The sequence below is a fragment of the Aquirufa ecclesiirivi genome, from assembly GCF_011250515.1.
GTDB lineage: Bacteria > Bacteroidota > Bacteroidia > Cytophagales > Spirosomataceae > Aquirufa > Aquirufa ecclesiirivi.
In genome coordinates this window covers 88,377-112,997 of record NZ_JAANOP010000003.1, presented here as the reverse complement: position 1 = coordinate 112,997, position 24,621 = coordinate 88,377, and the positions used below count along the sequence as shown (strand labels likewise).

Genomic DNA, 24,621 nt, shown 5'->3' with positions numbered 1-24,621 from the left:
TGGTTGAAATAGAATGTAGGGATTTGAATTTTCTATATGAAATGTTGAAATAGGCCTAATTTGAATTAATCGACATATTTGTATTCGATTTTCGATTCTATTGCCATGGATGCTTCATGAAAGAGCTTCATTCGAAAGGGAACTAATAAATAGGATATTATTTAGAGGCATGCATTTGGAGATTCGTAGCTCAAAAGTAGAATTTTGTCGCATTTTAATAAAACTTTAACAAGTCTTAACACAGATTTCTTGTTTAATATATAAACATTAAAACTTTGAAAAGTTATAAATGAATAGATGATTATTAAAATATAGAAAGACCAAGCTCATACCGGTTAACAATCCCCAAAAACATAAAAGCCGACCCCAAAGGAGTCGGCTTTTCCATTCAATCAAATCTATATATACCTATTTTTTATACACTAAATCAAAACGGTCAAGGTTCATTACTTTGGTCCATGCTTTAACAAAATCACCAACAAATTTTCCCTGAGCATCTTTTGTGGCATATACCTCAGCTAGAGCACGTAATTCCGAATTCGATCCAAAAATTAAATCAGCTCGAGTCGCACTAGCTTTGATGGTACCTGTTTGACTATCTGTTCCTATAAATTCTTCCTTGGTATCCGAACTTGGTTTCCAAGTGGTTCCCATTTCCAATAGATTAAGAAAGAAGTCATTCGTCAGAGCATCTTTTTTATTCGTAAAAATGCCATGTTTCGAACCATTGTAATTCGTGTTTAGTGCTCGCATACCACCTACTAATACCGTCATCTCTGGAGCTGTTAAGGTCAATAGCTGAGCTTTGTCGATGAGTAACTCTTCTGTAGATAATGTATATCGAGTTTTCAAATAATTACGGAAGCCATCTGCCATCGGTTCTAATACGGCAAATGAATTAACATCTGTTTGTGCTTGACTAGCATCCATTCTGCCTGGCGTAAATGGAACTTGGATGGATTGTCCTGCATTTTTAGCAGCTTTTTCAATGGCTGCATTTCCTCCAAGAACAATTAAATCAGCTAAAGAAACTTTCTTTTTACCTGAATTTGCGTTGAAATCTTGTTGGATTTTTTCTAATACGGCTAATACCTTTTCTAATTGCTTGGGATTGTTTACTTCCCAGTTTCTTTGTGGTAATAAGCGAATACGGGCTCCGTTGGCACCACCTCGACGGTCAGATCCACGAAATGTGGAGGCAGACGCCCAGGCAGTACTCACTAATTCACTGATGGATAAACCTGAGTTCAATAATTTTGACTTGAGATTCACGATGTCCTGTTGATTGATCAGTGGATGATTGACAGCGGGTATTGGGTCTTGCCAAACTAACGCTTCTTTCGGAGCCTCAGGCCCTAAATAGGTAGAGCTCGGTCCCATATCACGATGCGTTAATTTGAACCAAGCTTTGGCGAATGCTTTGGCAAACTCTTCTGGATTTTCTAAATACCTCTTTGATATTTTTTCATAAACCGGATCCATACGCATAGAAAGGTCAGTAGTCAACATGGTCGGCAATTGCTTTTTATTGGGATCAAAAGCATCTGGAATGATGGCTTTTCCATTTTTGGCTACCCATTGGTTAGCACCCGCTGGACTTTTCGTTAATTCCCATTCATTATTGAATAGTATTTTCAAGAATCCAATTCCCCATTTGATAGGAGTGGATGTCCAAGTCACTTCTAAGCCAGAAGTAATGGCATCTTTTCCTTTACCAGATTGATACGTGCTTTTCCATCCTAATCCTTGCTCTTCTATTCCGGCAGCTTCTGGATCTGGACCAACGTTGCTTGCAGGACCTTTTCCATGTGTTTTCCCGAATGTATGTCCACCTGCAATCAATGCCACCGTTTCTTCATCATTCATCCCCATTCTTCCAAAAGTCTCCCTGATGTCTTTGGCGGCTGCTATTGGATCAGGTACGCCTTTGGGACCCTCGGGATTAACATATATTAAACCCATCTGAACGGCTGCTAATGGATTTTCTAATTTCCTATCTCCTGAATAACGGTTTTTATCGTCGAGCCATTTCTTTTCAGAACCCCAATAAACATTGCTTTCTGGTTCCCATACGTCAGTTCTGCCACCCGCAAATCCAAATGTTTTGAATCCCATTTGTTCTAGAGACACATTGCCAGTCAACACCATTAAGTCAGCCCAAGAAATTTTATCTCCATATTTTTGTTTGATAGGCCATAGTAATCGACGGGCCTTATCTAGGTTGGCATTGTCGGGCCAACTGTTCAAAGGAGCAAAGCGTTGTTGTCCCGCACGAGAACCACCACGACCATCACCAGTTCGGTAAGTTCCTGCACTATGCCAAGCCATACGTATAAACAAGGGACCGTAATTACCGAAATCGGCAGGCCACCATTCTTGTGATTTTGTCAAAACCTCAGCGATATCCTTTTTTAGTGCGAAGTAATCCAAGCTATTAAAGGCCTTGATGTAATTGAAGTTCGGCCCCATGGGATTCGACTTTTCAGAATTTTGACGAAGCATACTTACATTCAATAAGCTTGGCCACCAATCTTTGTTGTTTGTACCCGCTTCTTTAGGACCAGTAGGATGTGCTCCAGCTGCGCCATGATGAGGATTGTATTCTTGCGCTTGTAATGTCGCAGATACTAGTAATCCACTTAATATGAACAGTTTTTTCATGATAAATTGATTTTGTGATTTTATTTTTAATAGCTGATGATGTGAAATTAGACGTAATAGTCCAATAGATAAAACTGAATTTTTCTATATTTGTCATAGATAAAATCTATATACATGAATATTCATCAATTGGAATATGTTTTAGCTGTTGACCAGTTTAAAAGTTTTAGCAAGGCGGCCGATTATTGCCATGTGACACAAGCTACTTTGAGTGCTATGGTAAAAAAATTGGAAGAGCAATTGGATATTGTCATTTTTGATAGGAAGGCAAATCCGATTGTATTGACTGAAAATGGAAGGGAGATATTGGTTCATGCTCAGCAAGTGGTAGCACATGCGAATGCGCTTTTGGCTTCTTCCAAAGCCATTCATAGTAAGATAGAAGGAAGGGTAAAAGTGGGAATAATACCGACGATCGCGTCATCATTAATGCCCATTATTTTGAAACCTATTTTAGAAAAGTATCCACAATTGGTCTTAGAAATATATGAAGTGACCACCAATCAATTGATGAAAAATTTACGTGAAGGGAAATTGGATATAGGAATATTGAGTACCCCCATAGCATCGAATGATTTGGAAACGACCTTGTTATATCAAGAGCCATTGCATGTTTATGGATATTTGGATGAAGGAAGAAGGTCTATTCAGAAAGAGGAACTGGCCAAGCAACGCATATTTTTATTGCAAGAGGGACATTGTTTACGGGATCAAATTATTCAATGGTGCGACCTCAAAAAGAACAAGCATTTGCCCACCAACTTGTTATTTGAGTCAAATACCTTTGATACCTTATTGAATTTGGTGGATGAATTTCAAGGTATGACATTACTTCCTGAATTATATTTACGAAATTTGAATGATCAACGACAAATGCAAGTGTTGAAAATGGAAGGAAATTCTATTTCTAGAGAAGTTAGTTTATGTTTTTACCGACCATATGCCAAATGGAACATAGTGAAACAGTTTTCCCTTGATATTGCACAATTAGTAAATCATTTTTTAAAACAGGATGCTATTTGATAAACAGGATTCTATAGGGGATGAGTTTAAAAGGTAAAAATAAAATCCTGTTGGTTTTAGGTAGAGAAGCGCTCGATCGAGATAGTTCTTTATATCAAGAGGTTTTAGGCAATTTGCAATTAAGTGGATTTGAAATCAGGTTTGATCCCATGGACCGTATCCGTTTTCTTTTTATGAGAAAAATAGGTCCAGGTAAGTTTTTAGGAAAGCATCTGCTTCTTCCTTTTTTGCGGGCTGTTTATGTTGTGTTGGTACAAAGGCAGCTGTTCGACTTCCTTTTATTTGTTTTAAATCGTATTTCAAGTCTAGAATTTCGCACACGAGTGGTATCTAGGTATATTCAGAGGAAGTCGAAACAAACCATACATTTGGTTGTGTTGGCCAGATCAGCTGGTTCTATTGTAATTAGTAGTATAGCGAATCACATGCCAGTCGACTATATTATTTGTTTAGGATATCCCTTTAGGAGTCCAGAAGAGGGTGATGCTGCATTTCGTACAGCTCATTTAGCGAGGTTAGAAAAGCCGATGATGATTTTTCAGGGAGAGAGAGACCCTTATGGAGGAAAGGATATGGTCAATCAGTATACTTTATCACCCCAGATTCAATTATCCTTTGTGGATGTGGATCACGATTTTAACTTGAATGAGCAGGATTTGCTACGAGTTAAAACAGAAATAGAACGTGTCTTAATGAAATGGGAATAGTCCAATTAATGATTAAACGGCTATTTCATATATTCAGTAGCGTTCAAATATTGCATAGGTTCGGAATTTTACCATGTTAGTAAAATGAATATGATATAGATCACTTGCTCAATGGTATTTTTGACAAGCTTGTGGATATATTTTCAGTATATCATTGCTACTTTGTAATTCGAATGTACATGACGATAAGCTAATAAGGTATTAAATTAGAGCCACTTTTTTCTTCGAAACCAGACAAAAATTAGAGCACTAATTAGGCACATGATGAGCAGCAAGCTTGGATAGGCCCAAGATATTCGTAATTCGGGCATATAGTCAAAATTCATTCCGTAGATTCCTACCAAAAAAGTTAAAGGCATAAAAAAGACGGAAAATATGGTCAAGACTTTAATGACTTCATTGGTTTTTTGGGCTGAAATGGATAGATAGAAACTAACAAGGTTGGAAACATCTTCGTGTATTTGGTCATAAATATGAAGTAGTTTCTGATGTAAGTCGCGCGCATCTTGGATTATATCGCCTTGGTTTTCAGGTAATTTTACAGAGCTAATTGCTTCTTGACTAAACAATAATAGTTTTTTGCTTATGAGCGCTTTACGTTTTATTTGATATAGCTCGGATAGCATTTTAGGGCTAAGATTTTGAGAAAAGACCTTACTTTCAAAATCATCCATTTCATTGGAGAGATTAACCGCCAGAGCTTCATACGAATGCAAAATATGCCATAACATTTTAGCTACGATGGATTCAACTTGTTCAAATATTCCCTGATCAAAATATTTCTCACGAATGATATCAATAAATGAATGTGGCAATCGGTGGACACTAATTAATAATCCAGGCCTATAGAAAAATGCTATTTTGGTGGACATGGACTGAATGGAAGCAGGTTGGTTTGATAAAAGGTCGGTTTGTACTCGAGTAATGATAAAATGGGTTCCATACATGTCTTCATGTTTGGGCAAATGGTCAGGTTGAAGGCAATCAGAAAGAGCATATTTGTTCAATGAAAAACGATTACTAAGCTCTTCTAGCTCTAATTTGCTTGGGTTTGTTACATCAATCCAAAGCATTTGATTGCTTTTATTTTCAAAGTATTGCGTTGGCATAAATATATTTAATTTTGTATTTATATCTATTTGATAACTTACATATCAAAACTAATCAAATATGCGGATTCTCGTTTATTTCAGCCTCATTATACTTTTGGGAAGTTGTAGCATCATTAAAAATACCCCTAAATATGATTTGGTTGATGGTGTTTATCAATTGAATCATACTAAAGTTTTAGTTGAGGTTACCGAGGATACTTTGCATCTGATTTCGAAGAGTACGGATGTCGTCAATGTAGAAAAAACGCTTCCACCAGTTATGTCTCAAAGTACGGGTAATTTGATTTTACGAAAGGGAACGTTTGATTTAGATTTATTGGCTATACCCGTCAAAATACATGGTTCAGTGAATGGTATACCTACCCAGATGAATACGGAGATCAACGCATCTGTGTATTTTGGCAAGCGTAGTGATCGATTCTACATTCGATACAATAAAACCCCTAGGAGTTTATTCAAAAGGGAAATTGATCATTTTGGGCTTTCTTATGGGGCTTTTTTGGGTTTTGGAAGTACTGCGATTCATCAAGGAGTAAGTCAATCACAGATTACATATGATTACCAAGGTATTGTTTTTTCCAAAGGCCTAGCTGGCATTATTGCCATCAATAATTTTACCTTAGGAATAGCCTATGGATTTGATCAGTTGATGGATGAAAATGCCTCAAAATGGATTTATCAACAAAAGCCTTATTGGGGAATTGCGATTGGTTTGAATTTGAATTAAGAAGTTTGTCTTAAATAGCCTTTGTATCGATCTATTTTCTAATGAATTAAGTTTCATTTTGAAACTTTAATGTGGAATAAGTTGTGCCCAATGCTTTGAAAATTTCAGCATTTAATCTACTTTAATTTACCAATTCTTAGTTTATATTTAGTTTACTAAAATTTAAACTAAGCATGAAAGATCATTCGGAAGCTAAAGCTAAAGCTAAAGCTAAAGATTTTCAAACTAGTAAGACATGGTGCAACCCAAGCTTGACTCATTGGGAGGTGGTAGAATCCATAGCATTAAATCCCCTTAAATTTTTATTGAACTTGATTAAAGAAACTCTTAAACCTAGCTCCTTGGAATGGTTAATATGCACTAGATTTAAATCGATTAATAAAAATTGAATAAAATTGGCAAAGCCTGAAAATTAGAGTGATCGGTTGAATGCAAAATAATTATGACAAGGAGGATTTGTTCAATAATTTCCCTACAGGAAATCATTGATATTCTGATTTTGTTTTTTAAATTTAATCTTTCCTTTAACCTTAAATTTTTATCGAATGAAAGATACTGAATCATTGAAAGATAACTCACAACAACCAAATCGTAAAGAGTGGGAAAGTCCCCAATTAGAATCTTGGAATACGGAAGAAATGCTAGCTTTGAATCCTCTACATTTTTTACTTAATACGGATCAAACATTGACCTCTTAGTATAATTAAGTGTCTTAGACAATAATTAAAAATATATTTAATTCTAGAATGCATTCTCAAGAATAAACAGCCTGAATATCATATTCCTTGGGATTATAAAATCTTGTAATTTGTCGCCCCTGAACATACTTTTGGGTAGGTATTTCTATACATTTATTATACCCTATTCTAAAACGAATATATAATTTTAAAGGTTTCTCGTAACGATTGAGCAAAATCTAAGCTATATAAGTTTGGTGCTAGCAAACTAATGCTATGGGCATCCATTTACTGACAATCAGAATACTCCACTTAATGTCTTTAACTATTTTCAATCAATCTGATTATCAATGGAATATGGTTGATAATAATATACTAAATCGAGTCGAACGCGACCCCGGCCTCATATTAGGTTCCTGAAAGCTAAATTATGACCCGATGGGGTATTTTAATATTTACTGGTCAAAGGTTTTACAAATTAGGATGCCTCAAACTTCGTGTAAATTGGAGGAAGTTGTTGACCTCTATTTAATTTATACCTCCCTTACAGACAAAAGATACAGCAATAATTCTATGATTGAGTATGTAACTATCAGGAAATTGAAAGGTTGAACTTCACGCAAAATGAATGAAGTTGCCTTTTAATTTTTTTTATACAGTGCTTTACGATATTCTATTCCCCAATTAGCCAGTTCATCAATCACTGCGGAAAGTGTTTTGCCATATTTTGTAATTGAATATTCAACGGTTATTGGCTTTGTGTCCATTACGGTTCGACTAACCAAATTGTTCATTTCCAAATCTTGAAGTTCTTTTGAAAGCATTTTACTCCCAATTCCATCTATTTCTCTTAACAAATCCATAAATCCTAATTTATTGCCTGCAATGAGTGTTCCCAAAATATGGAACTTCCATTTACCCGACAATAGACTCATGGCATCACTAATTGCTTGCATTCTTACTTGACAAACAGGTGTTGCATTTATTTCTGCATTTTTTTTCATGGACTTCACAAATGTACGTTTTGAAAAATACGGATCCGACAGTTAGTATCCAATAGGAAACCACTTTCCATTAGGAAATTAATATCAAAAATACATTATATGTCCAGTAGTTTTGTAGGATTAGCTTCAATTTAAAACTTCAAAAAATCTGTGCATGTATATAAGGTTAAAAATGCGTTGATTTCTAGGATGTAAGATTACACCACACTGCCTGTTTTGTAAGGTATTTTAAAATTGAAAGCTAATAATAGTGGAAATATAAATAATGCTTGGTCACTTGGATTTCCAAGCTCAAACAAAAAAGAAAATGGAAAGTAACAACCCATTAATGTGTAACCCTGAAACAGGTATTTGCGAAATACCAACTATTTCATCAAATTCAACAGAAGGCTATTCTGTTTTTGCTAAGAAAAAACCTGTAAAAATAATTTATTACACCGATCCGATTTGTTCTTCTTGTTGGGGCATTGAACCACAACTACGAAAACTCAAAATGGAATACGGAAACAATTTTGAAATTGACTACAGAATGGGTGGTCTATTACCTAATTGGAGTTATAATAGTGGTGGTATTAGCAAACCTTCGGATGTAGCACATCATTGGGACGAAGTAAGTGCTTATTATGATATGCCGATTGACGGGGATGTTTGGTTAGAAGATCCATTAGCTTCTTCTTATCCCCCTTCAATTGCTTTCAAAGCAGCCCAAATGCAAGACAATGAAAAGGCAATTTTATTTCTTCGAGAAATACGAGAAATGGTTTTTCTTCAAAAAATGAACATTACAAAATGGGAACATTTAGAATTAGCAGGAAAAAAAGTTGGACTTGATGTTATTAAATTTGAAGTTGATTACGAAGGAAATGCAAAAGAGCTATTTGAAGAAGATTTAAAATTAGGAAGAGAGTTAAGTGTAAGAGGGTTTCCAACAATGTTTTTTACTGATATCACAGGAAATAGAGAAATGGTTTATGGTTCGAAACCTTATAACACTTTTGAGAATGCTTTGCTTAAATTGTATCCAAATGCTAACAAAACTAATTATGAGAAGGCGTGGAGTTCAATCTTTTCACAGTATTGTTCACTGACAGCAAGAGAATATTCTGAACTGACAGGAACACCAAGAAGCGAATGTGAAAAATATTTAGACGATTTGGTATCTATGGGAAAACTAGAAAAATTAACTACAAAACAAGGTGCACTTTGGAAATTGAATAGTGTAATCCGCTAATATCTTTTCAAATTATTCGTGTTGGAAATTAAATAAATAGACTTCTTGTAATTTGAATGAAGTGAATTTATTCACCATAGAATGTCTTATCATGTATTCAGTTCTTTTTGTGGAGCAATTGGATGGTTTTTGAATGTTTTGCTGCACAAATCTGCTGCACAAGTTTAAAAAAATAGAGAGAGTTTCATTGAAAAACCCTCTCTATTTAATGTGTGACCCCGGAAGGAATCGAGTCGAACGCGACCCCGGCCTCATATTATGTAACGTAAACTTACATGATGCCCCAATGGGTGTTTATTTGATTTAAAGACCATATTTGGATTTTTTGGTTCAGCAATTTGATGTTTTTTGAATGTTCTGCTACACAAATCTGCTGCACAAGTTTAAAAAAATAGAGAGAGTTTTAGTGAAAAACTCTCTCTATTTAATGTGTGACCCCGGAAGGAATCGAGTCGAACACGACCCCGGCCTCATATTAGGTACTGGAAACCAAGAATAGATTAATTACTTCCTAACCTGTGTCTCTTGGATTTGACTAATTTTTATGTTTATCAAATCTCTACATATTTGATTTTGCTACACAAATCTGCTGCACAAGTTCCATTTTCAACCCAAATAAAAAAGGACATCTCTTGTCGAAATGTCCTCATATTTGACTGATTCATCATTTTGTGACCCCGGAAGGAATCGAACCTTCATATTAGGTACCGGAAACCTACATTCTATCCATTGAACTACGGAGCCAAGGAATCAAAATTACGAAAACTTCTCCAACTGTTTGACAAGCACTCCGAAATCTTTCGGGTAGGGAGCCTCGACCGTGATAGGGCTACCATCCAACAAATTGAAACTCAAGCTATGTGCATGTAATGCCACTCGACGAATCAAGGGCAACTCCTCTGTATCTTGTTTGAGATGAAACTTCTTCTTTAATTCCGATAAATAAATATCCTTGCCTCCATACATGGCATCCGCTACTATGGGAGCCTTTAAGCATGCCAAATGTATACGAATCTGGTGCATTCGTCCGGTGATGGGCATGCACTCGACTAAGGTATAGTTTTTGTAAACTTTCAGCGTTTGAAACCAGGTTTCAGCATGTTTTCCTTTCGCGCGATCGATAACCACAATGCCATCTTTTAAGGGTAGAATGGGTAGATTGACCAACATCCCATCCCAATCGTGCATACCTTCCACCACCGCATGGTAGCGCTTGGCTGTTTCTCGATGCTCAAATTGCATGGAAATATGTCGATACGCCTCTGGATTTTTGGCTATCACCAAAGCACCCGAGGTCTCTTTATCTAGGCGATGACCTACCTGTGCATCATCTGAATAAGCCTTGGCCAATCGTAAAATATTCGGAGCAAACACGTCTTTTCGCTCGTCTAGTGTGGAGATTCCAGAAGGTTTATTGATGACAAAAAAATCGCTGTTTTCGAAAAGGATAGCGTCCTCTAATTTCCATTTCATAGACAAATTTAGTTCGGTAGGCTAATTTTTCCTAAACTTAACCAAGGGGAATCCCCCAATCGTCTATTCGAAGCCACTTGGTCATCCATCAATGTCTCGTTGGCCAACAAGGCAAAAAGCACAGCTTCCTTAGCTTCAGAGGCTATACCCAACTGGTCTGATTCGACGACTTTCAACTTGGGATTAATTTTGCTTAATCGCTCCATTAATAAGGGATTTTTGCCACCACCACCACTCACAATCAAGTTGCAATGTATCGTTTGAATCGCTGGAATATAATTTTGCATGGCATTAGAGATACTTTGAGCGGTTAATTCTGTCAGGGTTCTCAAGGTATCTACTGGCGTTAACGAATACCCATTTTTATGGATAACTTGGTTCAATAGTTCTAGATTGAAATATTCGGGCCCCGTACTTTTAGGAAAAGCCTCATTGAAAAAAGGTAAATTTAATAAGGAGTCTAATAATGGTATATGCAAAATTCCTTGTCGAGCTAGCCGTGCATCTTTATCATAATGAAAACCTGGGAAATGTTGGCGCACGAATGCATCTAATAAAGTATTTCCTGGTCCGGTATCGGTAACTAAAATATCTTTGGGGTCTTGACTGGCCGACAAATACGTAAAGTTTCCTATCCCGCCAATGTTTAGTAAGATACGATGTTCCTCTTTTTTTGAGAATAAAAAATAATCACCATACACTGCCAATGGGGCTCCTTCGCCACCACCTGCTATATGCTTTTGGCGGAAATCGGATAAGGTAATAATGCCTGTCAAATGCGCTATATGATCAGCATCGCCAATCTGCAAGGTTGAGTTGGGCAAATTTCCAGAACGCATCGGACGATGCATTACCGTTTGACCATGCGAGGCAATGGCATCAACTTCTTTTGGCGCAATTCCCCAGCTTTGCAAGCTGTCTAGAATAAATTGAGCATGTAACCGTCCAATTTGTGCATTTAATGTAGATAAGCTAGGGAAATGAATCTGATCCTTAGCAAATACTTCCCGAATAGATTGTTTGAATTCCTCAGGATAGGGGATGGTATGGTGTTTGACTAATTCTACTTGTGTCTGTAAGCCAAATCCACTAAACCGACAAAGAGCCAGGTCTAAACCATCCAAGGAGGTACCCGACATTAAGCCTAGAATCAATCGACTAGGTTTTTGAGCAATCTGGTATAATTGGGCGATTTGTGGATTCAATTTTTATTGATGGTTTAAAATGGTGCATCAGTTATTCTAATGAATAACATCATGGCATGGTAGATTGGACTGCTAGATTTGACTTGATTTGACAACTAGATTTGACAACTTTTCAAAAGTTGTCAAATCTTAGTGCCATTAAACTAAACTAAACTAACTTAACTTAACTTAACTTATAGTTAGCATAACTTAAGTAATAAACACATTAACAAACCCCTAATCTTAACCCCATGCATAGCAATCGCAAAGCTACAAAAAAAGCGACTTTCAAGATGACATAAATAATCAAACACCTGATTATTTATTGAGAATTCCATTTCCCGATTCTGTATATTTGTATCATTTTTAAACAATTGGATATACATGGCTTTAGATGTAATTATTGTAGGTGGTGGGATTGTAGGTCTAGCAACAGCTCATCGATTATTAGAAGCAAAACCCGATTTGCAAATTGCTTTATTTGAAAAGGAAAATATGGTTTCTCTGCATCAAACAGGGAACAATTCCGGAGTCATTCACTCGGGATTGTATTATAAACCAGGCTCCTTAAAAGCCAAGAATTGCATTGAAGGATATCATCAATTGATTGAATTTTGCGATCGTGAATCTATTCCTTTTGAGTTGACTGGTAAAATCGTGGTGGCAAGTAATCACGATCAGCGGAGTCAATTGGAAAATTTATATCAACGAGGTCAACAAAATGGTTTGGAAGGTCTAAAGAAACTGTCTTTGGCTGAAATGCAAGAACATGAACCTTATGTGACTGGGGTAGAGGGTATGTGGGTTCCACAAACAGGAATCGTGGATTACCGTGTTGTAGCGGCTAAATTGGCTGAAAAAATCCAACAGGCAGGTTGTACGATTCATTTAAATGAACAAGTAATAGGTATTACTAAAGGTATTAGCTATTCCATAGTTGAAACGATTAAAGGCGTTTATGAAACCAAATTGATTATTAATTGTGCAGGTTTGTATTCTGACGAAGTGGCCCAATTGTCTCAAAGAGAGCCTTTAGATGTGCGAATTGTACCTTTTAGAGGGGAGTATTTTAAATTGAGAAAAGAGAAAGAATATTTAGTTAAAAACCTCATTTATCCCGTTCCAGATCCTAACTTCCCATTTTTAGGAGTTCACTTTACTCGCATGATGCGTGGTGGTGTGGAGGCTGGACCTAATGCAGTTTTAGCATTTAAAAAGGAAGGGTACAAGAAAATGGGGGTTGATTTCAAAGAACTTTGGAATACCTTAACATGGCCAGGTTTTCAAAAAGTGGCTGCCAAATACTGGGAAACTGGTTTGGGTGAAATGTACCGTAGCTTTTCCAAAGAAGCATTTACCAAAGCTTTGCAAGTGTTAATTCCCGAAATTCAAGAGCAAGATTTAGTGGAAGGGGGGGCAGGTGTTCGTGCGCAAGCTTGTGACCGAAACGGTGGTTTATTGGATGATTTCTCCATCATTGAAGATGCCAAAATTATTAATATTTTGAATGCACCTAGTCCCGCAGCCACCTCTTCTTTATCTATAGGTAAGACGGTTTCAGAGATGGCATTAACTAGATTTTAGCCGTTTTGGGGACTTGGGGAACCCAAATTCACTTGAACTCGTTCAAGAATATTACCTTCACCATTAGATAATTCCCAATGAAATTATTATTTACCTATTTAAGTCATTACCGCTGGCGTGTGGTTGGAGCCCTAGCTCTCGCTGCCACGAACCAGATTTTTTCATTAATGGACCCCTATATTTTTAGGAAAATCATTGATGATGTAGCTGCTGTATATCGATCGAATACACATACGATGGATCAATTCATCCAAGCTATTTGGCCCTTGGCCTTGGCTTCAGTTGGGGTTGCATTCGTTTCTCGTGTAGCTAAAAATTTTCAAGATTACGTCATCAATACGGTAACCCAAAAGGTGGGAGCCAATTTGTATTCCGACGGTATTCGGCATTCCTTGGAATTACCTTATGAAACTTTTGAGGATCAACGTTCGGGAGAAACACTAGGAAAATTACAAAAGGTACGTATTGATGTCGAGAAGTTAATTACAGTCGGTATCAACATATTATTTCAATCAGTTATAGCCTTGATTTTTATCTCGGTTTATGCCTTTTCAGTGCATTGGATGATTTTACCTCTGTTTTTATTGACAGGTCCGCTCATTGCTTTTGTTTCATCCGTCCTGAGTCGGAAAATTAAAACGATTCAAATTCAAATAGTTAAAGAATCTACCGCCTTAGCAGGTTCCACGACAGAGTCTCTACGGAATATAGAATTAGTAAAATCCTTGGGATTGGCAGATCAGGAAATTCGACATTTGAATGCCACCACAGAAAAAATCTTATTGTTAGAGCTAAAGAAAGTGCGTTATGTACGCTCTATGGCATTTGTTCAAGGAACTTGCGTGAATTTACTGCGTATGCTTATGGTTGTAGTCTTGATTTATTTGATTTATCAAGGTCAAATCACCATCGGTCAGTTTTATTCTTTAAATATCTATTCTTTCTTCTTATTCAATCCTTTGCAAGAGATTGGTAATGTGGTGAATACCTATCGTGAAGCGGAAGTTTCATTGCAAAATTTCGAGCAAATTTTAAATATTCCCATTGAAAAGAAACCTGATAATCCTAAAGCGATTTCTTCCATTCAAACCTTGCAATTTGACCAAGTTAGTTTCCAGCATCAATCGGCAAATTCAGAGGCTTTGAATAATATCAGTTTTGATGTGAAAGGTGGAGAAACCATTGCATTTGTGGGTCCATCAGGAGCTGGTAAATCAACCTTAGTAAAATTGTTGGTAGGATTGTACCGTCCAAAAAAAGGGAAAGTCTTTTATAATGGAGAAGAAGGAGAACATATTGACTTTGATCAACTGAGAAAGAAGATTGGTTTTGTGACTCAGGATACTCAATTGTTTTCAGGATCCATTCGTGAAAATTTATTATTTGTTAATCCCAATGCCACGGATGCCCATTGTTTGGAAGTATTGGAAAAAGCAGCATGTCAAACACTCTTGGCACGTGCCGATAAAGGATTGGATACCTTGATTGGAGAGGGAGGAGTGAAGGTGTCTGGTGGTGAAAAACAGCGATTGAGTATAGCCAGGGCATTATTGCGGGATCCCAATTTATTGGTTTTTGATGAAGCTACATCTGCGTTAGATTCTCTAACAGAAGAGGAAATTTCGGAAACGATTCGAGCTATTTCACAAGAAGCAGAGCATCTAACGATTTTGATTGCACACCGTTTATCGACCATCATGCATGCTACCCGAATATATGTGTTGGAAAAGGGACGTATCGTCGAGCAAGGTTCGCATGAGCAGCTTATTGATAGCAAAGGATTGTATTATGCTATGTGGCGTCAACAAGTAGGAGAAAATAAATCCAGCGAAAGCTTGTAAGATACCTTTAAAAAATTTTGCAATTCCTTGATTACCCATACATTATTTGGGAATCTTTTGTTTCGAACAAATAGGATTGTGTATATTTGTTGTTTGAAAAAATTTCATACCAAAAGACTATGTCATTAAATAAATTCTCTAAAACTCTTACTCAAGAGATTACAAACCCTGCAGCTAAGGCGATGTTGTATGGAATCGGATTGACTTCTGAGGATATGCAAAAAGCACAAATTGGTATTGCTAGTACAGGTTATGAAGGTAACCCATGCAATATGCACTTAAATGGTTTGTCAGTCCATGTGAAAAAAGGAATTCAGGAGAACGGCATGGTAGGTTTGATATTTCATACGATTGGTGTGTCGGATGGTATGACCAATGGAAACGATGGCATGAGCTATTCTTTGCCATCTCGTGATATTATTGCGGATTCCATTGAAAATGTGGTAGGGGCACAGTGGTATGATGGAGTAATTGCCGTGGTTGGTTGTGACAAGAATATGCCTGGAGCAATGATGGCTTTGGCACGTTTGAATCGTCCGAGTATGTTGGTTTACGGAGGAACGATTAAATCGGGTTTATATAAAGGAGAGAAATTAGATATCGTGTCGGCTTTCGAAGCATTGGGTAAGAAATTCGCAGGAAATATTTCTGATGAAGATTACGAAGGAGTCATTCGCAATTCCATTCCTGGTCCGGGTGCTTGTGGAGGTATGTATACCGCTAATACGATGGCTTCTTCGATGGAGGCTATGGGTTTGGTACTACCTAATTCATCCACTTATCCTGCTACTCACGAAGGTAAAAAAGAAGAATGTTTAGCTATTGGTGCGGCGATGAAAGTGTTGTTGGAGAAAAATATTTGTCCACGTGATATCATGACTCGTCATGCCTTTGAAAATGCCATGACGGTCGTTATGGCCTTAGGAGGATCGACCAATGCCGTTTTACATTACTTAGCGATTGCTCACTCAGCAGGTATCAAATTTACGTTGAAGGATATTCAAGATATCTCGGATCGCACTCCACTTTTGGCTGATTTGAAACCTTCCGGTAAGTATTACATGGAAGATGTGTTAGCAATAGGTGGTATGCCAGCTATTTTGAAGTATTTGTGGAAAGAGGGCTACTTACATGGAGAATGTATGACGGTAACGGGTAAGACCATGGCGGAGAATTTAGCGGAAGCTCCAGATTTGAATTTTGAAACACAAAAAATTATATATCCAGTAGCTACGCCAATTAAAGCTACGGGGCACTTACAAATATTATATGGCAATTTGGCTACCGAAGGTGCCGTCGCGAAGATTACAGGAAAAGAAGGGGAGCGTTTTGAAGGTACTGCCAAAGTATGTGAGCGCGAAGAAGAGGTAATAGAGTATATTTCCAAAGGAGAAATTAAGCCAGGTCATGTGGTCGTTATTCGAAATGAAGGCCCTAAAGGAGGCCCAGGAATGCCAGAAATGCTAAAGCCAACTTCTGCTTTGATGGGAGCGGGTTTAGGGAATAGTGTGGCGATGATTACAGACGGACGTTTCTCTGGAGGAACGCACGGTTTTGTGGTAGGTCACGTGACGCCAGAGGCGCAAGAAGGAGGGAATATTGGATTGGTTAAAGACGGTGATAAAATTACGATTGATGCTGTAGATAATCAGATTATCTTACACGTATCGGATGAAGAATTGGCTGAGCGCCGTAAGCATTGGAAACCATTGGTTTCTGAACATACTTCGGGTGTTTTAAGAAAATATATCAAAAATGTATCATCAGCCAGCCTTGGTTGTGTCACAGATTTGTAAAAAATGACCAATTCAATTTTTTTCTAGATGAGTATGACTTAAATTAGTCGGACCATTTAACTGAAACAAAATATAGACCAATTAATCATGGGAAAAACCCAAGTAGAAGCTACTCAACCTACATCAACTCAAACCTCAAAATTAAAAACTGGGGCTCAAGCGGTTATGCAATCGTTGGTTGAGCAGGGGGTGAGTACCATTTTCGGATATCCAGGTGGAGCCATTATGCCTACCTACGATGCTTTGTTTGATTATCGGGATCAATTAAAGCATATTTTAGTGCGCCATGAACAAGGTGCAGGCCATGCCGCGCAAGGCTATGCCCGTATGCTGAACAAGGCGGGTGTTTGTTTAGTGACCTCTGGTCCAGGAGCAACAAATTTAATAACACCCATTGCTGATGCCATGTTGGATTCGACTCCTATGGTATGTATAGTAGGTCAAGTAAGGGCCAATCTATTGGGAACGGATGCTTTTCAGGAATGTGATGTCATTGGTATGTCCATGCCGATTACTAAGTGGAATTATCAAATTGTTGATCCAAACGAAATTCCTGAAATTATTGCCAAAGCATTTTACATTGCCGAAACTGGTAGACCAGGTCCTGTTTTAATTGAAATTACTCGTTCTGCCCAAGCAGAAACAATGTCGATTCCATTTGAATACAAAAAATGTGAATCGATTATATCTTATAAGCCTAGATTAGAGCCGAAAGAGGAGCACGTAGAGGCGGCAGCTAAATTGATCAATGGCGCTAAGCGTCCATACATTTTAGCTGGTCATGGAGTATTAATCGCCCAGGCAGAAAACGAATTGAAGGAATTTGTAGAAAAGACTGGTATTCCAGTAGCTACAACTCTTTTAGGAATGTCTGCTATGGATGCTGACCATCCACTTTTTGTAGGTTGGCCAGGTATGCATGGAAACTATGGTGCCAATGTGTTAACGAATTCATGCGATGTTTTGATAGCCATTGGTATGCGTTTTGATGACCGTATCACAGGTGATTTAAGTACTTATGCCAAACAAGCCAAAGTCGTGCACATTGAAGTTGATCCGAGTGAGATTGATAAGAATGTGAAAGCTGATGCGCCGGTTGTAGGTGATGCCAAAGCCGCTTTGAAAGCCTTACTTCCTTTAGTGAAAAAAGCTGACCACAGTGAGTGGAGGGCCGAGTTTCAGAAGTATGACGATGAGGAGTATGAAAAGATTACCAAGAAAGATTTATATCACGAAGGTAATCAAATCAAAATGGGAGAGGCTGTTGCCTTATTATCTGACAAGACCAAAGGAGAAGCGGTAGTTGTGACAGATGTTGGTCAACACCAGATGATTACCAACCGTTATTACCGATTTAAAAAACATAATTCCATCGTAACCAGTGGAGGAGCAGGAACCATGGGCTTTGCTTTGCCAGCTTCTTTTGGAGCGAAAGTTGCCGTTCCTGATCGTGAGGTCGTTGCCGTGATTGGTGATGGTGGTTTCCAAATGACTTTGCAAGAATTAGGAACTATCGCACAAAGTGGTTTAGCTGTGAAGATCATCATCTTAAATAATAATTTCTTAGGTATGGTTCGCCAATGGCAATCCATGTTCTTCGATAATCGTTATTCTTTTGTTGAACTGCAAAACCCAGATTTTATTACCATTGCTAAAGGTTTTGGAATTGACGGACACACGGTAAGTGACCGAAATAATTTAGGAGAATCTTTGGATACTTTGTTGAACTCGAATAAGCCTTATTTATTGGAGATTATTTGTGAGAAAGAAGAGAATGTATTCCCTATGGTGCCAGCAGGTGCTTGTGTGACTAAAGTAATGCTTGAGTAGAAACTATATGTTAACAACTTACACGATATCTGTATTTACTACCAACACGATTGGTTTATTGAATCGCATCACGATTATATTTACGCGCAGAAGGCTGAATATTGAGTGTTTGACTGTTTCAGAAACTGAGCGTAAAGGAGTGTCTCGTTTTACCATTGTGATTCGCAATGAGAATCGAGAGATTGTAGAAAAATTGGTTCGTCAAATACGTAAGATTACGGACGTATTAGCGGTTTTTGGTTATTTGGATGATGAAATTGTATTCAATGAAATTGCCTTATTTAAAATAGCTACGCCTTTGGGTTCACCATCTTTGGATGTAAAAACCATTAATTTGGATTGGAACGCCAAAGTCGTTCATTGGGGTTTAGATTATGTTGTGGTAGAGAAAAATGGATCCGAAGAAGAAATCAATGAATTCTATGCTTATTTAAAGCAATGGGAAATATTGGAATATATCAAATCGGGTAGAGTGGCTGTGGGTAAAACAGAAAAAGGTTTAGTGGAGTATTTACCAGAAGGTAATTGGGAAATTGTATAAAATTTGAAAGTATCATAGATTAATTAGACAAGAATTTAAATTAAACAAAAACGAAAATGGCAAAGATTAATTTCGGTGGGGTTGTTGAAGATGTAGTAACAAGAGAAGAGTTTCCATTAGAGAAAGCTAGAGAGGTATTGGCTGATCAAACAATCGCAGTTATTGGTTATGGAGTTCAAGGTCCAGGTCAAGCATTGAACATGAAAGACAATGGTCTGAATGTGATTGTGGGTCAACGTAAAGGAAAAACCTTTGATAAGGCTGTTGCAGACGGCTGGGTTCCTGGTGTAAACTTATTTGAAATTGAAGAAGCGCTTCAAAAAGGAACGATCATCTGTTATTTGCTTTCAGATGCGGCTCAAATTGAAATGTGGCCAACAGTGAAGAAATACTTGACAGCAGGTAAGTCCTTGTACTTCTCTCACGGATTCGGTATTACTTATAAAGAGAAAACAGGAATTATTCCTCCAGCAGATGTGGATGTATTCTTAGCAGCACCTAAAGGTTCTGGTACTTCACTTCGTCGTTTGTTCGTAGAAGGAAAAGGATTGAACTCTTCCTTTGCTGTATATCAAGATGCTACAGGTAAAGCTCGTGAGAAATGCATCGCTATGGCGATTGGTGTAGGCTCTGGATATTTGTTTGAAACAGATTTCTACAAAGAAGTTACTTCCGACTTAACAGGTGAACGTGGTACATTGATGGGTGCTATCCAAGGTATTTTTGCTGCACAATATGAAGTATTGCGCGAGAATGGTCACTCTCCTTCAGAAGCATTCAATGAGACAGTGGAAGAATTGACTCAATCTTTGATGCCATTAGTTGCTGAGAATGGAATGGATTGGATGTATGCCAATTGTTCTACTACCGCACAACGTGGTGCATTGGATTGGTGGAGACCATTCAAAGAAGCAACTAAGCCAGTATTTGAGAAATTATATAATTCCGTAAAAACTCAAGCGGAGGCTGCTCGTTCAATCGATTTGAACTCTCAGCCTGATTACCGTGTAAAATTGGAAGCTGAATTAACTGAATTACGTGAATCTGAAATGTGGAGAGCTGGTGCTGCGGTACGTAGCCTTCGTCCAGAGCGTAGCTAGTTATAGCGATTTCTATTAAACAAAAAGGGGGCAATTAATTGCCCCCTTTTTTGTGCCTAAAAATGCAAAAACGCTCACCTTTTCCTAACGCTGTCAAGGTTTCAAACCTTGACAGCGTTGAGCGTTAAACGATTTTCAAAACTTTTTTATTGTCGATATTCTATCGACTACTTGATAAATCAACGTGTTTTTACCTGTTTAATCCCTACCATGCCATTCGTGATTAGAAATCGGAAACATTATTATTAAAATAAATTGATTTTATTTAATAAAATTTTATTCTAGACAAATGTTAGATAAAAGTTATTTGGTCTTATTTGTGGTTAAATTTTAGATTTTAATTCTAAATTGTTATTTTTAATTCAATTTTAATGGATTTTTAATCTAAATATCACACTTCGTGGCGCAGGTTCTTTTTGGTTAGTAATATAATTAAAGCTAGTTTTGCTAAGCAATTAACAGAAACAAACCTATGAATAATCGTATACAAATATTCGATACTACTTTACGCGATGGGGAACAAGTACCCGGTTGTCAGTTAAACCGTGAGGAAAAAATTGAAGTAGCGAAAGAACTCGAAAAATTAGGTGTCGATATCATTGAGGCAGGTTTCCCTATTTCTTCCCCGGGTGATTTTGCTTCGGTAAAAGCCATTGCAGAAGTGATTACGGAAGCAACAGTCTGTGGTTTAACGCGTGCAAGAAAAGAAGACATTGATGCGGCAGCTGAGGCGCTAAAGCCTGCACGTAGGCCACGTATTCACACTGGAATTGGAGCTTCCGATGTTCACATTAAACATAAATTCAATTCAACTCGCGAAAAAATTATTGAGCAGGCAATTTGGGCAGTTGAATATGCCAAATCCTATGTAGAAGACGTAGAGTTTTTTGCAGAAGATGCTGGTCGGGCCGATTTACCTTTCTTAGCTCAATTAACCCAAGCAGTCATTAAAGCGGGAGCAACAGTCGTAAATTTACCCGATACTACGGGTTATTTATTACCTCATCAAATGCACCACCGCATTACTTACCTTTTTGAGCATGTGGACAATATACATCAGGCTACTATCTCCATGCACAATCATAATGATTTGGGATTAGCAACAGCTAATACCATTGCTGGTATTCAAGCGGGTGCTCGTCAAGTGGAAGTTACTATTAATGGAATTGGCGAAAGAGCTGGAAATACGTCTTTGGAAGAAGTGGCTATGATTTTGAATGTTCATAAGGACTTAGGATTTACTACGGGAATTAATCCAAAACATTTATTCCCGATCAGTAATTTAGTATCTAATTTGATGGGTATGCCTGTTCAAGCCAATAAAGCAGTGGTTGGAGCCAATGCGTTTGCCCACTCATCCGGTATACACCAGGATGGTTTCTTGAAACACGCTCAAAATTATGAGATCATGAATCCTGAAGATGTAGGTGTGCCTTCATCTGCTATCCTATTAACTTCCCGTTCAGGACGTGCAGCCTTACGTCACCGTTTGCAGTTGTTAGGCTTTGAATTAGAAAAACCGGATTTGGATAAATTATACACACGTTTCCTTCTTATGGCCGACGAGCGTAAAATGATTCATGATGAAGATTTAAAAGAACTAGTTGGCTAGTTCATATTAGGTGCTGTGGCACTGCTAACTAAGCTGATTCCCGCTTCATGTAAACAGGTTAAAATAGCCAAATTGATTTCTTGTTTGACGTGTTGGAATTTGCCATAATCACTCGTTTGAACAAAAAATGTAACCGAGATATCCAACGAATAAGTACCAAAGCCCTCAAATATAATTTTGGGGGCTTTTTTCTTACATAGAGGTTCTGCCAATATGAGTTGTTCTATTTGAGGTAATACCATTTGGATTTGGTCAGGTTTACTCTGTAGAGAGCATGACAAGGTATATTTCGCCCTACGGAAGTTTCGCTCACTCATATTTTCCAAGGACTGTGACGTCAATAATCGGTTAGGAATCATGATCAAATTTCCATCCAAAGCTCTCAATCTAGTACTTCTAAAGCCAATTTTTTCAACATCACCAGAAATACTGCCAACCTGAATACTATCTCCGACCACAAAAGGTAAATCCAAAAAAATGGTGAACGAAGCAAATAAATTTTCTAAGGTTTCTCTTGCCGCCAATGCCAAAGCCAAACCTCCTAATCCTAATCCAGTAATGAGGGCCATTACATCTACTTGAAACACACGACCCAATAAGACAAATCCAGAACCAGCCATAATAAACACCATACCTAAATCGTTCAGGAATGGAATGAATTGTTGTTTTGACTTTTGTTCTACTCCTTGCCATTTTTGTTGGGCTATTAAAATAATCACCTTTAACAACCGAACTACCAACCAGGTAAAGGTGATGATAACAGCAGTTTCAAATGCTTTTTGTAATAAATACAATAAACCAAATTTTTCAACAGGATTAAAATTCCAAGCACTAGGAACATGCAAATATTGAACACTGAAGTACAAAAAGATCCAGAACAACAAAAGCTCTACGGGCTTTCTCAACAACTGTATACAATCTTGAACCTGAATAAATTGATTTGGCAAAAAACGAAAAATGATTTTGGAAAAGGAATTGGAAAAGAACCTTCTCATGATTAAGCCAACAATCAATATTCCAATAAAAAATAATATGTCCTCCGCCGAATTTTCCAATAAATACCAATTAGCCAATGCTTCTCTCATCTGAATTATCAATTTTGACCCCAAATATAGAGAATAACTTAGTCGAATGTGAAAAAAAAGTACGACCTTTGCAGACTTACAGGCTAAGCTGTATGGTAAATTATTTTATGATTCTTCGTCCTTTGATTATCCAAAATACTAAATTAAAAACAAGCCGCGTCTTGTTTCTAGCACTTAGCTTATTTATTAGTGCCGTTTTTTCCTTTGAAACTTCCGGCCAAACCATATTAAATTCACCACTATCTTACATTGGAATGGGTGAACTAGATGAGGGAGGAAGCCCAAGTAATGCCATGATGGGTGGTTTAGGTGTATCCAATTCCAATGGAATATATGCCAATATGATTAACCCAGCTCTATTAGCAAGAAATAGATATACGGTTTTTGAAGTTGGTGCCAAAACAGAACTAAAAGAATTACAAGATTCGCGTCAACGCCAACAAATCTTTGGAGGAAATTATCATTCCCTTAATTTAACTTTACCTATTACGAGCCGCTGGACTGCCTCTATAGGAATCCGTCCTCACTCATCCGTGGAATATGCTACTCGTTCATTTCGCCGTTTGAACCTGTTGGGAGTAGATAGCTTGATTTACAGTTATGATGGTAAAGGTGGAGTAACTAAGTTGTCGATTAATAATGGTGTAAGAATTGGTAAAGAGTTTTACCTAGGGTTCGGAATTGATTATTTATTTGGAACGGTAAATCGTAATGTGTCTACCCAGAATTTATCCGATGGTCAGTACTATAAAATCCAATTAGAAAATAGAATTGATTATTCTGATTTCCTTTTTAGAGGTGGTTTGGCCTATCGCAAACAATTGAAAAATGACCTTTATGTCAATTTTGGAACATCCTTTGACCTTAGTTCTACACTAAGTTCAAAACAATTGAAGCGCTTTGCTATCATGGATCTCTCTGGAATTACGGCCATCAATGCAGATACCTTAAATAAGTCAACTCCGTTTACTCAAAACCTCCCTGTCACACAGCATTTTGGAGTTAGCTTAGAAAAATTAGCTAACTGGATGATCGGAATAGATTATTCCAGAACGGATTGGACCAAAGTGGATAATAATTTAGGGCGGTCTACCAAGCTACCGGTTAGTTCTCGCTGGTCAATAGGCGGAGAGTATACGCCTGATTTTGAAGCAATCTCCAACTATTTTAAAAGAGCGACCTATCGTGCCGGTTTCAGTTATTCCACGACGCCCTATGATTACTTAGGTAATAGCAAATATGCCGTTGATAAATATTTCAGTCTAGGTGTTGCTTTGCCATTAAGAAATCTTTCTTTCTTGAATATTGCCTACCAAATTGGGAAACGAGGCGTTTTGGCTGATAATGGTTTGGAAGAACAATACCAACGTATTACCATTGGTTTAACGCTTAGTGATCTTTGGTTCCAAAAGGTGAAACTCAACTAACACCTG

The 24,621-nt window shown here is 37.6% G+C and carries 19 protein-coding genes and 1 tRNA gene; 13 read left to right on the top strand and 7 right to left on the bottom strand.

Annotated features, from left to right (window positions below):
• Positions 1 to 408: 408 nt before the first annotated feature.
• Positions 409 to 2,661 carry a catalase/peroxidase HPI gene (gene katG, locus G9H65_RS05820; RefSeq protein ID WP_166374408.1) on the bottom strand — a complete coding sequence of 751 codons (2,253 nt, stop codon included), beginning with the start codon at positions 2,659 to 2,661 and terminating at the stop codon, positions 409 to 411.
• Positions 2,662 to 2,775: 114 nt separating this feature from the next.
• On the opposite strand from katG, the gene G9H65_RS05815 reads away from it, so the two are divergent.
• Positions 2,776 to 3,684 (top strand): LysR family transcriptional regulator, encoded by a 909-nt coding sequence (locus G9H65_RS05815; protein WP_166374407.1) that lies wholly within the window; start codon positions 2,776 to 2,778, stop codon positions 3,682 to 3,684.
• Positions 3,685 to 3,704: 20 nt separating this feature from the next.
• Positions 3,705 to 4,391, top strand: a complete 687-nt coding sequence (locus G9H65_RS05810; RefSeq protein ID WP_166374406.1) for an alpha/beta family hydrolase — start codon at positions 3,705 to 3,707, stop codon at positions 4,389 to 4,391.
• 206 nt (positions 4,392 to 4,597) lie between these two features.
• Here G9H65_RS05810 and G9H65_RS05805 read toward each other — a convergent pair whose 3' ends face one another.
• A complete protein-coding gene (locus G9H65_RS05805) occupies positions 4,598 to 5,500 on the bottom strand; it encodes a CorA family divalent cation transporter (protein ID WP_166374405.1) in 903 nt (300 codons plus the stop codon).
• A 61-nt stretch (positions 5,501 to 5,561) separates the two neighbouring features.
• Here G9H65_RS05805 and G9H65_RS05800 point away from each other — a divergent pair, with 61 nt between their 5' ends.
• Together G9H65_RS05800 and G9H65_RS05795 are read left to right on the top strand one after the other, a co-directional pair.
• Complete coding sequence (locus G9H65_RS05800) at positions 5,562 to 6,230, top strand: hypothetical protein (protein ID WP_166374404.1); 669 nt, start codon at positions 5,562 to 5,564, stop codon at positions 6,228 to 6,230.
• Between the two features lie 545 nt (positions 6,231 to 6,775).
• A complete protein-coding gene (locus tag G9H65_RS05795) occupies positions 6,776 to 6,928 on the top strand; it encodes a hypothetical protein (RefSeq protein WP_166374403.1) in 153 nt (50 codons plus the stop codon).
• Positions 6,929 to 7,548: 620 nt separating this feature from the next.
• Here G9H65_RS05795 and G9H65_RS05790 read toward each other — a convergent pair.
• The gene (locus tag G9H65_RS05790) at positions 7,549 to 7,911 is read right to left on the bottom strand and encodes a winged helix-turn-helix transcriptional regulator (RefSeq protein ID WP_166374402.1); all 363 of its coding nucleotides are present in this window, start codon (positions 7,909 to 7,911) and stop codon (positions 7,549 to 7,551) included.
• A 265-nt stretch (positions 7,912 to 8,176) separates the two neighbouring features.
• On the opposite strand from G9H65_RS05790, the gene G9H65_RS05785 reads away from it, so the two are divergent.
• Complete coding sequence (locus G9H65_RS05785; RefSeq protein ID WP_235927471.1) at positions 8,177 to 9,142, top strand: ClpXP adapter SpxH family protein; 966 nt, start codon at positions 8,177 to 8,179, stop codon at positions 9,140 to 9,142.
• A gap of 672 nt (positions 9,143 to 9,814) precedes the next feature.
• Here G9H65_RS05785 and G9H65_RS05780 read toward each other — a convergent pair.
• The 3 genes from G9H65_RS05780 to G9H65_RS05770 all read right to left on the bottom strand — a co-directional run bounded on the left by G9H65_RS05780 (position 9,815) and on the right by G9H65_RS05770 (position 11,820).
• A tRNA-Arg gene (locus G9H65_RS05780) sits at positions 9,815 to 9,886 on the bottom strand.
• Positions 9,887 to 9,898: 12 nt separating this feature from the next.
• Positions 9,899 to 10,615 carry an RluA family pseudouridine synthase gene (locus tag G9H65_RS05775; protein ID WP_166374401.1) on the bottom strand — a complete coding sequence of 239 codons (717 nt, stop codon included), beginning with the start codon at positions 10,613 to 10,615 and terminating at the stop codon, positions 9,899 to 9,901.
• 8 nt (positions 10,616 to 10,623) lie between these two features.
• Complete coding sequence (locus tag G9H65_RS05770) at positions 10,624 to 11,820, bottom strand: anhydro-N-acetylmuramic acid kinase (RefSeq protein WP_166374400.1); 1,197 nt, start codon at positions 11,818 to 11,820, stop codon at positions 10,624 to 10,626.
• 363 nt (positions 11,821 to 12,183) lie between these two features.
• On the opposite strand from G9H65_RS05770, the gene lhgO reads away from it, so the two are divergent.
• The 7 genes from lhgO to G9H65_RS05735 all read left to right on the top strand — a co-directional run bounded on the left by lhgO (position 12,184) and on the right by G9H65_RS05735 (position 22,103).
• Complete coding sequence (gene lhgO, locus G9H65_RS05765) at positions 12,184 to 13,383, top strand: L-2-hydroxyglutarate oxidase (protein WP_166374399.1); 1,200 nt, start codon at positions 12,184 to 12,186, stop codon at positions 13,381 to 13,383.
• A 77-nt stretch (positions 13,384 to 13,460) separates the two neighbouring features.
• The gene (locus G9H65_RS05760) at positions 13,461 to 15,224 is read left to right on the top strand and encodes an ABC transporter ATP-binding protein (RefSeq protein WP_166374398.1); all 1,764 of its coding nucleotides are present in this window, start codon (positions 13,461 to 13,463) and stop codon (positions 15,222 to 15,224) included.
• 119 nt (positions 15,225 to 15,343) lie between these two features.
• Complete coding sequence (ilvD, locus tag G9H65_RS05755) at positions 15,344 to 17,020, top strand: dihydroxy-acid dehydratase (protein WP_166374397.1); 1,677 nt, start codon at positions 15,344 to 15,346, stop codon at positions 17,018 to 17,020.
• Positions 17,021 to 17,107: 87 nt separating this feature from the next.
• Positions 17,108 to 18,850 (top strand): biosynthetic-type acetolactate synthase large subunit, encoded by a 1,743-nt coding sequence (gene ilvB / locus G9H65_RS05750; protein ID WP_166374396.1) that lies wholly within the window; start codon positions 17,108 to 17,110, stop codon positions 18,848 to 18,850.
• A gap of 7 nt (positions 18,851 to 18,857) precedes the next feature.
• Complete coding sequence (gene ilvN / locus G9H65_RS05745; protein ID WP_166374395.1) at positions 18,858 to 19,391, top strand: acetolactate synthase small subunit; 534 nt, start codon at positions 18,858 to 18,860, stop codon at positions 19,389 to 19,391.
• Positions 19,392 to 19,447: 56 nt separating this feature from the next.
• Positions 19,448 to 20,491, top strand: coding sequence for a ketol-acid reductoisomerase (gene ilvC / locus G9H65_RS05740; RefSeq protein ID WP_166374394.1), 1,044 nt, complete (start codon positions 19,448 to 19,450; stop codon positions 20,489 to 20,491).
• Between the two features lie 472 nt (positions 20,492 to 20,963).
• The gene (locus tag G9H65_RS05735) at positions 20,964 to 22,103 is read left to right on the top strand and encodes a 2-isopropylmalate synthase (protein WP_166374393.1); all 1,140 of its coding nucleotides are present in this window, start codon (positions 20,964 to 20,966) and stop codon (positions 22,101 to 22,103) included.
• Here G9H65_RS05735 and G9H65_RS05730 read toward each other — a convergent pair.
• Entirely contained in the window at positions 22,100 to 23,188 is a 1,089-nt protein-coding gene (locus G9H65_RS05730) for a mechanosensitive ion channel family protein (RefSeq protein WP_166374392.1), read from the bottom strand. The two genes, G9H65_RS05735 and G9H65_RS05730, sit on opposite strands and share 4 nt — an antisense overlap.
• 92 nt (positions 23,189 to 23,280) lie before the next feature.
• Between G9H65_RS05730 and G9H65_RS05725 the strand changes: the two genes are divergently transcribed.
• Positions 23,281 to 24,615: a porin family protein gene (locus tag G9H65_RS05725; protein WP_166374391.1), complete on the top strand. Its 1,335-nt coding sequence runs from the start codon at positions 23,281 to 23,283 to the stop codon at positions 24,613 to 24,615.
• Positions 24,616 to 24,621 lie beyond the last annotated feature (6 nt).